Source organism: Colwellia sp. 75C3 (genome assembly GCF_002836255.1).
GTDB lineage: Bacteria > Pseudomonadota > Gammaproteobacteria > Enterobacterales > Alteromonadaceae > Colwellia.
The window spans coordinates 334,147-348,096 of sequence record NZ_PJAU01000033.1; the positions used below are offsets into that span (position 1 = coordinate 334,147).

Consider the following 13,950-nt stretch of genomic DNA (forward strand, 5'->3'; position numbering starts at 1 on the left):
CCCCTTATTCCCTATGGGAGTGTCAAAGCGGATGCGAATTGTTCCAGGTGTGAGTACATAGGATTGCAAAGCCATTGTTAATCTATTGCAGTTAATACTAGATCACATAAAGCGGTGATCATTTTCTTATACGGTTGCTATAAGCCAGATCAATTCTTTTATCGCTAATTGTGATATAAAGTAAGACGGGTTGTTGGTTAGGGGAAAAGCATGGTTATTGAACACGGTGAGGTTACTATAGAAGTTCAAGACAATATTATTATTGCGCGACTTGTGGGGGCTTTTAATGAATATGGAGCCCAGCAGTATACTAAGGGAGTAAAATCAATTATTGAAAACTTGCAAGGTGAGAGTTTCTCAATCCTAATTAATAATTTGCAGGTTCAGGGCGGAACTCCAGAAGCGTATCAAGAGCTGGAAAATTATAACCTCTGGCTGAACCAGCAAAAGCTAATTGGAAAAGCTATGGTTATCACCTCAAGCATAACCTTAGATGTTATCGATAAGCTGTCTCCTTCGCGAGCAAAGCAAAAAACTAAAAATTTTGATAATGAAAAAGATGCTATGAATTGGCTGATGAGCTTGAATTAATATCTGCTAAACTCAATCTCCTAACTATACTTATTGATCTCTCCTATCAATATACGTGAGCGTAGTTATGACTATTTCAACCTCCCCCAAGTCTATCTCTATCAAACAATTCTTTGATAGAGATAGTTGTACCTACACTTATTTGTTAGTTGATCCTCAAACCCACGAAGGCGCTATTATTGATGGGGTTAAAGAGCAACTAAAGCGTGATTTACAATATATTGAAGAGCTGGGCATTGAGCTGCTTTATGCTATTGAAACTCACGTTCATGCTGATCACATCAGTTCGGCAGGTTTGATCAGACAAAAAACAGGGGCAAAAATAGTTTATAGCCAAGCGGCAGGTATTAAGTCTATTGATATTGAGTTAAGCGATGGCGATGAACTTACCCTTGGTCAATATCATATTAAAGCGATAAGCACACCGGGGCACACTGCCGGCTGTATGAGTTATTACATTAGTGGTGAAGCTATTGGTGGTGTAGCTTTCACCGGTGATACCTTACTGATAAGAGGTTGTGGTCGTTCTGACTTTCAGCAGGGCAGTTCAGCAGTTTTATACCATAGTGTCACTGAAAAATTGTTTAGCTTGCCTGAGGAGACCGTTGTTTACCCTGGTCATGATTATAATGGCAATACCAGCTCGACTATTGCTGAAGAGAAGCAATGGAACGCTCGACTTGGTAAGCAAAAATCACTGGCTGATTTTATTGATATTATGGATAATCTGAATTTAGCCCTACCCAAAAAAATTAATGAAGCCGTTCCTGCCAATGAAGGCTGTGGCATTAACTTTAATCCCAATATTTATGTGCATGAAGACTTCTCTATGACATCGCTTTATCAAGTATGGCAACAAGAAGACCCTGATAATTTGATTGTTGATAACCGCACCGAAGAAGAATACTTAATTGGCCATATTCCACACAGTGAAAATATTCCGCTAGGCACAGAGCCTGATCACCTCGAAGCGCTTAAAGGCTTTAAACATATTTATATTTACTGTCATTCTGGTCGACGGTCTCAAACCGCGTTAACTAATTTGGCAATGATGGGACTAGAAAACATCACCTGTGTTAGTCATTCAGGTTTACCTGAGTGGCAAGCGTTAGGCTATCCGATAGAAAGATAGCCTAACTTGTTAACTCACACGTTTTATAAAACTTTTGCATACTGTTGAAGTAAGAAATCAGTGTAAGCAATATCACCGCGATAACGCGATAGGTGGGTGGTATCTCTATACATATCAGCATTGACCTCTTTTATGTCTTGATGATCTTTTATTTTGATACCAGTCGCTTGTTCAATTTGTTTTATTGCCTTTGCTAAGCGTACTTTTGCTTCAGGTGTGTAGTGAATATAGCGACTATTTTTTGGCAACATAACGACTTCAACATTGTCAGAAAAGCGTTGGAAATTCTTAACAATACCAATGAAGCTTTCTACCAATAAAGGTTCGAAGTGTAACTCTTCAATGTCAGCTGATTTAATACGACTTAACCGATCGTTTTTCATCTGTGCTTCAGTTTGTGTTACCGCATAATAATCATCAAATACTGCCAGCGTTTCAGCAGAACGTTCTTCAGGGATAGTACCTGCACCTTGCCAAGGGTAATACCAATCTTCCCCTTTATAATTCGGATATTCTTTGGTAAATGAATCCGTTAATTGTTTGCTTTAAGAAGGCAAAGCCATAAAATAAAAATACAGAAGAACCAGAAGAATATTGGTGTATTAAATATCATTTTGGCCTCCTGTACGTTGTTCTACCGCGTGTAGGTTAGGTAATAAATTCATGTTTTTCTCATTTTAAAGACGAGTTTGCTGAGCCTAAGATTTGCTAGGAAAATTTAGGAAAAGTTTACCGGTCTTGAGTTGTGTTAAATGTTTGTCAGCTAACGTTAGTTAATAACTAAGCTACTGAGTATTGATGAAAAGTGTTATTCAGTGGCACCATTGTCAATTAAGTAGTTAGTGATTTTATTACTAGCTGACATATTCAACGGGCTGCGTATTTTATTACCATCAGAGAATCCTGTTTTTACTGATAGATTAACATCAGCACCTTGGTCGACGAGTAGTTTAGTCATGGCAAAATACCCTCTTCTCGTGGCATTGATGAGTGGCGTTTCATCACGACGTACAACGGCATTTATATTTGCGCCATTATCAATTAACAGCTGCGCTAGCTGAATATTATTAGTCATCGCAGCAGTAATTAATGGATTACCGTCACCCAGTGATGATTGGTTTACATTGGCACCTAAATCAATCAATGCCTGTACCATTTGGCGATTATCTTTTTTCACCGCAATAATTAATGCGGTACCATCACCAATGGCAGGGGTATTAATATCAACACCTTCATTTTTCATTTGTTCAATAGTGGCGATGTCATTTCGCATCACAGCAGCAATCAACTTTTCGCCTTCTGAAGCGGGCAGCAATGAGTAATGTTGAGCGTTTTGTCTGGTATCACTGATACTAATTTTAGGTACAAATGCCTGTGAAACTTTAATTGTTAATGCAGACAAGCCTATACATACGGCGACAATGGCAAACATGTTTGGTGCTTTAATTTTTTTACTTTTAAGTACGGTAGTTACTCTGTTGTTGAGTTCTTTTTTCTGGCTAAATAATCCCATGGCTAAAACGCTCCTTTGTTGGGTAATCATTAATTTTGCACAATCAATCAGTGATTGGGCATATTGTTTATTGTTGTTTAGTTGTTTAACTGCGCGTAAATCACAAGCCAATTCTCTATCGATATGTATTTTGTTATTAAGTAAACGGATCACCGGACTCCACCAAAAAACCACGGCAATAAATTCTTGAAAGTGACTAAACCAAATGTCATTTCGTTGAATATGAGCCAGTTCATGCAACACTATTGGTGCTAATTGCGCACTACTCAGTTGCTGTATAATGTTCTCTGGTAAAATTATTTTCTGAGAAGCTAAACCCACCACCATTGGCGAGTTAATTTGCTCGGAAGAAAATATTTCAATGTCGATATCGGCTACTAGCTCACAGATGCTGTGTTGTTCAACGGGCTTACAGTTTTTTATCAACTTTCGTGTGCGTAAAAATGAGCCAAACACCATCAGTAAGCTGCCAATAAACCAAATAATAACCAGTGCAGTTAATACTTCACTGAACTGAAAAACAATTTCACTTGGCATATGCCATAACGATTGCTCTTTTGTTGATACTGCCACCTCGTTGATTGCTATTTGAGCCGTGTTACCGTTATTCAATGAGTTGGTTTGTACTGATGTCGTGTTGAGTGTTTCCGTTAAAGGTGGTGTTGTAGAAAGCAAGGTTAACGGCACCAAGGTTGAGGTGATAAAGGCAGTCATCAATACCCAGCTGCGCATTTCTGCACTGGACTCTAGTACTTTATGCAGTACTAAAAGTATTAGTATCAGCATGCCACCAATAACAATGTGGTGTAGTGCTAATGTAGTCAGGAGTGTGTATTGAGAAATCATAATGAAATACCTTTATCTAAGTGGCGTATTGAAATTTAATTAATCGTCTGCGCGATCAATTTCTTTTTGCAATGCCGCTAAATCGTCTAGTTCTATATCTGTTTCTTGCATTAAATGTTGAGCAAGTACTTCGGGTGAACCACCGAAGAACTTATTAAGTAATGAGGTCAAAGCGCCTTTTCTGGCTTCTTTTTGGGTCATTTTGGGGGTGTAAATAAAAGCTTTACCCTCTTTATGAAAATCGGCATAACCTTTCTCCGCTAAAATTTTACACATGGTTTGCACCGTAGTGTATGCGGTGGCTTTTTCTTCATTGAGGATATCGGCAATTTCTCGCACCGAGGCTTGCTCTTTTTTCCAAAGAATTTCCATGATGCTTTGTTCACTATCGGTGAGCTGGGTAGATTTTTTACGGGCCATTTTCTTTCCTACTAATTCATTAGTTTTAAATACTATAACGGTAGGTTAAATGTTTATCAACTAATTAATTAGTTTTTAAATTAAGGAAGGTGAATCGTATTAATAAAACACTGAAATAAATATTTATTTATGAGTAGTAAAGCGAGCTAACGGGGCTATGTATAAAGGCATGAAGCACGATATAGCTATTTTATTATTTTAAGGGATGATATAAGTAAAGATCACAAATAATTATAATTATTTGTTAAAGGATAGCTAAATGTAACGACAAAATTTAGTCTGCTTTCATATTTTAGTGCTAATGTTTTTACTAAGTTAAATCTTTATGCCTAATGACCTTGCATGGTGTAATGCTTTCTTATGGTCATCTTGTCTTGCCTCTCTCATTTTTCTGCTTGAACAGTTAACGATTGAATAAAGTAAGTTTTTTGTTCTATTTACATCTAATTTTGCGCTGGCAATTTTATCTTGATCTGACATAAAACGTCCTTATTAACAAAGTATCAATAGCTATTAATTTAATGTTGACGATTTTACAGATACCTATGTCCCTGTCTGTTAAAGCTATATCAAATCATGTAGCTTTTTGTGTTCTATTGTTAATAGTTAGCCAGGTAAAACGAGAATTCCTAATGCTGCTAGCAATTGCTCTTGTTGCCATTCGCAAATTTTCACTCCATCAAGTTTTACTCGTCTTATATTGAGACCATTTAATTCTATATGTGTTAAATCACAATCTTGCATTTGAAATTGCTCCCAAGCATCTTCTGAGAATTCACCTCGACTCAAATCTGAACCTATCAGTGAAGCACCGCGCAAGTTTGCGCCATTCCAGCGATTTTCAAATAGATCACATTTCTCAATGCGTACACCAGACAAATTGGCATAAGATAAATTACAATCAGTGATGTATGCCGAGCAAAAGTACACTAGGCGTGATACTTGATTTTCGAAACTAGCCTTCGAAAAGTTAGTACCTTTCAAGTCACATGATCTGAACTCAATACCTAAACAACTCGCGCCGATAAAGCTAGACATAGACAATCGGCATTGCTTAAAGCTAGCGTCTCGTAAGTTAGCGTACTCAAATTGACAGCCCTCAATACTACCTTGCTCGATGAAACTACATTCGATAAATATGGCATCTGTTAAATCGGCCTTATTAAAGTTGCAATGATAAAAATCACAGTGCTGAAAGTGCATAGCTTTAAGGTCAGTGTTAGAGAAATCGTGATTAATAAACTTTTTGTTAGTTGTCGGCATAATTGCCCTCCAAATGATAATAGGCGAAGATTACCACCTAAAGCCTTAAAAAGACCATACAAATAACGCCTTTAAAATCAACGGGTTACAACACCCTGTAATGGCCTGTTAAAGGGGGCAAAATGAGGCTGTCATCACTACAAAATCAGTTGTAGGTATGCGAAGTGGATGAATAAGTTTTTTCAAACTAAAAGAAACGACAGGGAGGGGAATAACCTTTGATAGCCTACTACCTATTAGGTGAAAATAGTCATGATTTTAAAACATCTTGTTATCGGTTAATAAAACGGTGTTTTTGCGAGTGCTTTTAGGTTTCGGTATAAGGTTAAAAAATGGCAGTCGTTAGCTTTTTCTTGCCTGGAATATATATCGGGTTTTCGCTTACAGAAATGACAAAGTAATCCCCGATGCTAACGTCCATTTATTTGAAAAATGAATATTATGCGGAACTATTTAAATAACAGCGGCAAGGTAATCGTAGCAATCGCACCAGGAGAATCAGTTAAATCAGTTCGGTTAGTTAGCGTCAATTCACCTTGATGGTTAGCTATTATTTGTCTGCTTAAGGCTAAACCAATACCAGAGCCAGTTTCTTTAGTGGTGTAAAAAGGTACAAATAAATTAGCCGTATTCGCTATACCACAGCCTTGATCCAGTACCTTAATAATCACCTGTTGCTCGGTGGCAAAAACCTGAACTGAAATATCCTTATTTGTCTCTGACGTTTGTGATGAGACTTTATGTACTTTTGCTTGTGCAAGTTGTGCTTCTTTGCCGTTTTTTATCAGGTTCAGTAATACTTGTTCAAGTTGACTCTTATCGGCTGTTATTATTAATGGTGTAGTTAGGTTAATTGTCACCTGTTGCACTAAGTTGGCAATATCGTGTAATAATTCAGCTAAGTCGAATTGCTGGGTATTAGGCAAGGGCAGTTTGGCTAAGTCTGAATAACTATCAATGAAGGCCAAGAGATTATTACTGCGGTTATCAATAATTTTAATCGCTTGTTGGCATTGCTCAGCAGTAAGGTCAGGCATTTCTAATAAATTTTGGCTCAGTGCTGAAATAGGTGTTAAAGAGTTACGTACTTCATGGTTGAGAATTCGGATAATATTTTGCCATGCTTCCTGCTCATTTTTTTGTAACTCTTGGCTAATGTTATTGAGCATGAGTAGTTGATAGTTATTGTTGTTTTCTTTGTACTCACTTTGTCTTATTTGCCACTTCTTGCCAACGTTTAGCGGATTATTTTCATCGAATCTCCAAAAGCCATTAAGCTTTGTTAGTCCTAATTTTTGTGCCGGGCTTTGTTTTAATGTTTGCCAAGGTACTGAGAATAATTGGCTTACTGCTGGGTTAGCATGTTGCAGTTGATCGTCTTGATTTAACACTAATACCGGTGATTCTAGCTGCTCAATTAAACCGTAAAGTAAAAACATTTGTTGGTCATAACGGGTTTTACTCACTTGCAAGTTTTGGCTAAGACTCGACAACTCGTTAAATAGTTTAGCGACGATACCCTGACTAAAAGGAGACTTAGCCCTAAGACTATAATCTTCCATCTTTAACGCTTCAGTTAAGCTGGTTAAACTGTAATAGGGCGTGATAACTAATCTGTAGAGCGCTATCACCAAACAGCTATAAATGATGGCAAGCAGTAAGCCTACTGTTGACCAGCCGAGTAGTTTGAAGTTAAAGGCAATGCCCATGGCAATAAACAGCACTAAGGTTGGTAATAAGCTGGCGAGTATAAGCCAGCTAAAGCGTCGCTCTAAACTGATGTGAGTATTAAGATTTTGAGTCAATTTGATATTTCTCTAATCGGCGAATTTAAATATAGCTTTATTTTTAGCTAACACTTTGGATCAATTTGATATTTTTCTAATCGACGAATTTAAATATAGCTTCATTTTTAGCTAACACTTTGGATCAATTTGATATTTTTCTAATCGACGATAAATAGCATTTTTACCCAGACCTAATAATTCACCTGCTTCGATGACTTTGCCTTGAGACTTTTGTAACGCTTGCCTAATTAATTGTTGCTCTGCCTCATCTAGGGTCATAAAGGGTATCTCGCCATTGCTTTTATGAGTGCTGTCTAGCAATTGGTCTGTTAAACCTGTTATTTCAATTTCGTTACTGTCACTCAATAGTACAGCACGTTCAATAACATGGCTAAGCTCACGAATATTACCTGGCCAATCGTAATGGTTTAATGCTTTTTGGGCTTGCTCAGATAGGAATAAATCAGACTTATTGTATTTCTGACTTTTCTCTACTAAAAAATGTTGAGCTAACGGCAATATATCTTCTTTTCTACGTCGAAGCGGCGGAATATCAAGCACGATTGTATTGATGCGATAATATAAATCTTGGCGAAAATCACCTAGAGCAATCGCTTGTTGAAAGTCGATATTACTGGCGGCGATTAACCTGACTTTTGCTTGTAATGTTTTGCTAGAGCCTACTGGCTCAAATTCACCTGATTCAAGCACGCGTAATAATTTTGGCTGCAAGTTCAGCGGAATGGTACCAATTTCATCGAGAAATAAACTGCCACCTTCAGCGGCTTCAAAACGGCCCATACGATCTTTTTTAGCATCGGTAAACGCGCCCTTGGTATGGCCAAACAATTCACTTTCGAATAATGTTTCAGGGATAGCGCCCATATTTACGGTGACGTAACTTTCATTGCTTCGAGCTGAATGTTGATGAATAAATTTAGCCAACATACTTTTTCCGGTACCATTTTCACCGGTAATTAAAATAGGTGTGTCTGTTACCGCAAGCTTTTTAGCTTGAGTAAGTATTAACTGCATTGCGTCAGATTCACCTAGCATAAATACATCGTTGGTTGGACGTTGTGCTTTTAGCCGTTTGTTTTCTAACTGCACAGAGCCTAATTGAAATTGTTGCTCAATTATTCGCACCAAACGTTGATTTTTCCACGGTTTCTCAATGAAGTCTTTCGCACCCAACTTAATGGCTTCAACAGCAATTTCTACCGTTGACCATGCGGTCATGACGATAACGGGGAAGTGATAATTTTTTTCTTTTAAGGTTTTCAGCATGTCCAAGCCTTCCTTGCCAGACGTGGTATCGTACTGAAAATTCATATCAAGCAACATTAAATCAACCGGTTGTTCGTCTATAACCTCAAGCGCTTGTAGGGGAGAGTCGGCTTCAATAACGTTATAGCCGTAGTTTTCTAAAATAAATTTAGCGGATAATCGTAAATCACTTTGGTCATCAACGACAATTATTGTTTTTTTCATTATGTTTTTCTTATGTGAGCTTATTATCGGCAACTATTTTCTTACCGTCACTCCCGAAGTGTTTGATCGGGAGTCTAGTGTTTTGAGCCTATGGATTCAGGACAATGTGCTCCTTGCATTGTCTCATAAGTGGTATCCATACCACGTCAGCTTATGAAACAACCTGAATGACGAATTTAAAGTATGGTTTGTTACTCGTTTCTCAGTGCCTTAATCGGATCGCTGGCGATGATCTTTTTAGCTGGAAAATAACAGGCCGCTAGCGCAATGGCGATTAGTGCAAGTAAGCAACTTGATACCATCACCCAGTCAAAACTCAACCATTGGTTAATATGCTGCTGTGCGAAACTATAAAGTATCACAGCTAACAACAGACTGAAGCCAAAACCTGCAGCAATGGGGGCAAATGACTCACCAATAAACTCAAGCAAAATACGTTTACTCTTTGCGCCAAGTGACATACGTATACCTAATTCATAGCGGCGCATTTGACTGTTATAGCTAATAACACCATAAATACCAACGGCAGCCAAGAGTAAAGCAAAAAGACCTAATACTAAACTTAACCATAAAGTGAGTTTTTTCTGGTAAACCAATTGTTCATGTATGTCTGAAATTGAGGTGAATTGCCATACTTTAACCTCAGCAAAGTGCTCATCAAGTAAATTAATAATCTGTGTTTTGGTTAACGCATTGCCATCTTGCATTCTGATAATGAAATTAGTGCGAGAAGACGAAAAGTACATCATAGCACCCTGAGTTTTTTCATGGTTATAAGGGTTATAAACATTGTCAACAACGCCAATGACCGTCCAGATATCACCGCCGGCGGAGTAAACCACCTTACCAATAATATCTTCAATTTTTCCGTTACCATCGCCTGTGCCAGCAATCACTTTTGTCGCAGCAGCTTTGCTTAAAATGATAGTCTCGCTATCATCTCTGATATCTTGTTGATTATAGCCGCGGCCAGCAAGTACTTTTAATCCAACGGTATTAAAATAATTGTCATCAATAGTGACAAAAGAGAAGTGACCTAACTTAACACTGTCATTATTAAAAAGTCCGGTGTTGTTACTGCCACGCCTAATGGGGGGATTACTAGCACGTGATATGTTTGATACACCATTTATCTTTTGCAGCTGTGCAAGTAAATCACGAGAAAGTTGCATTTTAGCTTCATCTTCTGGGTAACCTTCTCCAATATCTAACTTCAGGTTGTATAGGTTTTCATCTTCAAAACCTAGCGGGTGATTTAACACGTTAAGCGCGTTAGACATCACTAAGCTAGTCACTAATAACAATAGCGTTGCTAAACAAATTTGACTACCAACGAGTGCATTACGTACTTTAGCGTTAACTTGTGCGCCAGTACCTTTACCACTTGATTGAAGTTGTGAAATTAACTGTTTATGGTTAATCAGTTTTAAGGTAATAACTGAAAATATAAGTGACAAGGTTAACGTTAATACACCAGCAAAGGCGACGGCAGTTAAGTCTAATGACAACTCGGATAAACGCGGTAGTGCATGACTTGCGACACTACGTAATAGCTCAATGCTCCAGCCCGCAATAATCAAACCGATAATCATTGAAGCGGTACTTAACAGTAGACTTTCTAACCAAATATCGAAAAATAGATGTTTAAGTTTTGCGCCTAATGTTGCTTGTATCACCAAAGCACGCTGTCTTTGCGCTGCTCTTGAAAAGAATAAGTTAACGATATTGGCACAAGCAATGAGTAGCAATACTCCAGCACCCAAAAGCACCAATAAACCTATATATTTATTATCACCAATGATGGCCACTTGGAAATCTTGAAATTGAGCGACAATTGCCTGATGTTTCGCTTTACCCACTCGACCATTTTGTTGAAAGATAGGGTCAACAAGGGTATTAAATTCCGCAGTTACTTGCGCTATTGATGAAGTTGGCGCTAATTTTCCTATAGCTGAGGTAGCACTATATACATAGTTCCAGCTTTCCTCATCTTGGCCATGAAAATCCCATGGTAACCAGATTTGTGAATTGGCATCGTCAGCAAAGTTGCTTGGCTCAGCAAAGCTCGAAGCGACCACACCAACTACTTTATATTGCTGTTCGCCTAAGGTAATACTCTGACCGAGAATATTGGCATCTTTTCCATACTGTGTACGCCATAAATATTCACTAATTAGTGCACTGGGTTTATTGTTATCAATATTTTCTTGTTCGGTAAAACCGCGGCCAATAACAACAGGTACACCAAGCAGGTCAAAATATTCAGGGGTAACGTAACTGATCTCAGTTAACGGTTTATCGCGTAAACTTGCCAAGATTGCGTTATCACGAAAAACCAACGCCATGCTATCTAAGCTTTTTTGCTTTTGATACATTAACTTTTGCGCGACAAAATATTGCGAACCAGAAAATTTTCTATCACCTTCCTGTAATTCTTGCTCCATTAAAATTAACTTTTGAGCATCAGGATAAGGCAGCGCCTTAAACAGCAATAAATGATTTAAACTAAAGGCCGCTAATAAAACACCTAAGGTTAATGACAAGGTAAAAACAGTGGTTAAGACAAAACCAGGTACTCGAGATAAACTCGCAGCAGTGGTTTTTATATCGTTAATTAAAAACCTCATACTGCCTCCTGAAGGCCACTCTCTAGGGCAATGTTATTTAAAATAATACCGTCTAATAAATTCAATTTAATTTTGGCGTGATCAGCATATCTAGGATCATGGGTAACCATACAAATAGTGGTGCCTTCTTGATTTAAGTCATCTAATAAAGCCATGACTAAATCACCATTTTTAGAATCTAAGTTACCGGTAGGCTCATCCACCAATAAAATACTTGGCTTACCCACGAGTGCGCGGGCAATTGCTATACGCTGTTGCTGGCCACCAGAAAGTTGGTTTGGCTTGTGTGAACAACGGTGCTGCATTTCTACTTTCTTAAGACTGCTCATCACTTGCTCATCAACTTCTTTCGCTGATAACTTTGGCTCACGATATTTCAACGGCAAGGCAACATTGTCATAAACGCTTATTTCATCAATTAAATTAAATGCTTGGAAAATAAAACCGATATGTAAGTTTCTTATTTCAGCGCGATCGTCTGCGGTTAAGTTTGCCACTTCTTGGCCTTTAATTAAGTAACTGCCGCTTGTTGGTGTATCTAATAAACCTAACAGTGATAACAGGGTCGATTTACCACAGCCTGATGGCCCAGAAATAGATAGGTAATCACCCTCAAAAATTGCCATATTAATGTCACGTAGGGCATGCGTTTCCATGTCTATTTTTGAATAAACTTTTTGGATGTTTTTAAGTTCGATAAGTGCTTGCTTGGTCATAATTTAGTCCTTTTAATTCTTTACTAATAAAGAGTTACTATTAATCAGTTATTGTTAGGGTATGGTTTGGTGACCAACTAGAAGTATCTGAAACAATAAATTGTTCACCTTCGCTAGCACCAGAAAGTAATTCGATGTTATTACCAATAACGCGACCAAACTTCATGGTACGTAGTGTTGCAGTTTGTTGCTTGGCAAGTAAAGTAAAAACCTGACTACTTGAGTGAGCTTTAACACCAACAGGCTGTTTTATGTAAAGGGCATTGGTGAGCATGCCGATTTCAATTTTTCCTTCTACTTTCAGCTCTGGTCTGGCATTCACGGGTAATGCTTCGGTAATATCGATATCAATAACGACACTGCCGTTAGTAATCACGGGATCTATACGGTTCACTACACCGCTAACAAAGGCACTGCGGGTATTTATTATCGCTTGATGGCCAATGGCAATATCTTGTGCCTCATTTTGAGGGATTTTTAGTTGTGCAATCATGGTTTTATTACTGGCTACTAGCGCCAATTTCTCACCTGCGGCGACACTTTGTCCTAGGGTGACTGGCATTGATTGTAAAACCCCTTCAATATCTGCACGAATCACTAAGCCTGCTTGTAACGACAGCTTTAATGCTAAGTTGGCATCAAGTTGTTTAGCCCATTGCCCTTGCACGCTAATTTTCTCTTGGTGAGCATTTTGTAAATGGGCTAACCGTTGCTGTTCTATGTCTAATTGCTCAGCTAGTTGAGTTGCGGCAAGTTTAGAGCGTTTAAAGTCGAGCGACGATACGATGCCTTTAGCGGCCAAGCCTGATTGTGCTTCAACTTTTAATTCTGCCGCTGCTAGGTTTGATTTAATTTGTACTAGTATTGCTTGATGTGCCAAATAGGCACTTTTTTGATTAATCTTCAATTCACGCAAGCCAGCTTTGTGTCGAGCAAGTTCCATCTCGGCATTATTTACTTGCAGGCGTAAATCAGGATTACTTAATTTCATAATGACGGTATCAGCGTTTACCTGTGTGCCAGGTAATACTAAAATTTCTTCAACTGTGGCTACCGTTGGTGATGTTAATAAACGTTTATGCTTAGAAATTAATTTACCAAAGCCAGAAATGGTAAAAGGTAAATCACTTTTTTGTACTGCTGCTAGTCTCAATTCACTGCGCGATACCTTGGTATCCGAACTGGCTTGAGTGATTTGCCAAACACTAAAGACTAGGGCGCCAACAATAAAGACAGTAGGCTTTATCCACGAGCGTTTCTTCACTGGGGTGTTTTTTATGATATCCATGTTGCTTCTCTCCACGCTTTTATAACCATGCTGCTTTTTTATGACAGTTTCAGGCTGATAGCGATAATTTTTATGTAACTTAATCTCTATAGAGCGAATAGTGTGCCAGTTTTTAGTGTGCTGATTTTAAAGGGGTTATTATAAAAAGTCTGATTTTAGGGAAATAGTGTTTACCGAAAAGGGGAAGGTTTTCTGAAAAACGTGAAAAGGAGAGTTAAGCGGCTTATTTCTATTTTGAGCACGTAGTGAGGGAATAGTCATTTTTATTCATGGGTC

At 38.2% G+C, this 13,950-nt stretch carries 12 protein-coding genes; 2 read left to right on the forward strand and 10 right to left on the reverse strand.

Annotated features, from left to right (window positions below):
• Window positions 1-210: 210 nt before the first annotated feature.
• Together CXF85_RS05935 and CXF85_RS05940 are read left to right on the forward strand one after the other, a co-directional pair.
• Window positions 211-591, forward strand: coding sequence for a hypothetical protein (locus tag CXF85_RS05935; protein ID WP_101227603.1), 381 nt, complete (start codon window positions 211-213; stop codon window positions 589-591).
• A 67-nt stretch (window positions 592-658) separates the two neighbouring features.
• On the forward strand, window positions 659-1,723 hold the full coding sequence (locus CXF85_RS05940; RefSeq protein ID WP_101227604.1) for an MBL fold metallo-hydrolase: 1,065 nt from the start codon (window positions 659-661) through the stop codon (window positions 1,721-1,723).
• Between the two features lie 23 nt (window positions 1,724-1,746).
• Here the strand turns inward: CXF85_RS05940 and CXF85_RS05945 are convergent, their stop codons facing one another.
• The 10 genes from CXF85_RS05945 to CXF85_RS05985 form a co-directional block, all read right to left on the reverse strand.
• Complete coding sequence (locus tag CXF85_RS05945) at window positions 1,747-2,106, reverse strand: hypothetical protein (RefSeq protein ID WP_198555503.1); 360 nt, start codon at window positions 2,104-2,106, stop codon at window positions 1,747-1,749.
• A gap of 425 nt (window positions 2,107-2,531) precedes the next feature.
• Entirely contained in the window at window positions 2,532-4,082 is a 1,551-nt protein-coding gene (locus CXF85_RS05950) for a M56 family metallopeptidase (RefSeq protein WP_101227605.1), read from the reverse strand.
• Window positions 4,083-4,121: 39 nt separating this feature from the next.
• Window positions 4,122-4,502, reverse strand: coding sequence for a BlaI/MecI/CopY family transcriptional regulator (locus tag CXF85_RS05955; protein WP_101227606.1), 381 nt, complete (start codon window positions 4,500-4,502; stop codon window positions 4,122-4,124).
• A 315-nt stretch (window positions 4,503-4,817) separates the two neighbouring features.
• Entirely contained in the window at window positions 4,818-4,982 is a 165-nt protein-coding gene (locus CXF85_RS22745; RefSeq protein WP_157829032.1) for a hypothetical protein, read from the reverse strand.
• Window positions 4,983-5,108: 126 nt separating this feature from the next.
• Window positions 5,109-5,765 (reverse strand): Qnr family pentapeptide repeat protein, encoded by a 657-nt coding sequence (locus CXF85_RS05960; protein ID WP_101227607.1) that lies wholly within the window; start codon window positions 5,763-5,765, stop codon window positions 5,109-5,111.
• Window positions 5,766-6,214: 449 nt separating this feature from the next.
• Window positions 6,215-7,570, reverse strand: coding sequence for a sensor histidine kinase (locus tag CXF85_RS05965; RefSeq protein WP_101227608.1), 1,356 nt, complete (start codon window positions 7,568-7,570; stop codon window positions 6,215-6,217).
• Between the two features lie 111 nt (window positions 7,571-7,681).
• Complete coding sequence (locus tag CXF85_RS05970) at window positions 7,682-9,043, reverse strand: sigma-54-dependent transcriptional regulator (RefSeq protein WP_101227609.1); 1,362 nt, start codon at window positions 9,041-9,043, stop codon at window positions 7,682-7,684.
• Between the two features lie 191 nt (window positions 9,044-9,234).
• Window positions 9,235-11,670, reverse strand: coding sequence for an ABC transporter permease (locus CXF85_RS05975; protein WP_101227610.1), 2,436 nt, complete (start codon window positions 11,668-11,670; stop codon window positions 9,235-9,237).
• Window positions 11,667-12,386 carry an ABC transporter ATP-binding protein gene (locus CXF85_RS05980; protein WP_101227611.1) on the reverse strand — a complete coding sequence of 240 codons (720 nt, stop codon included), beginning with the start codon at window positions 12,384-12,386 and terminating at the stop codon, window positions 11,667-11,669. The genes CXF85_RS05975 and CXF85_RS05980 overlap by 4 nt, the downstream gene beginning before the upstream one ends.
• A gap of 40 nt (window positions 12,387-12,426) precedes the next feature.
• Window positions 12,427-13,674 (reverse strand): efflux RND transporter periplasmic adaptor subunit, encoded by a 1,248-nt coding sequence (locus CXF85_RS05985; protein WP_101227612.1) that lies wholly within the window; start codon window positions 13,672-13,674, stop codon window positions 12,427-12,429.
• Window positions 13,675-13,950: the final 276 nt, after the last annotated feature.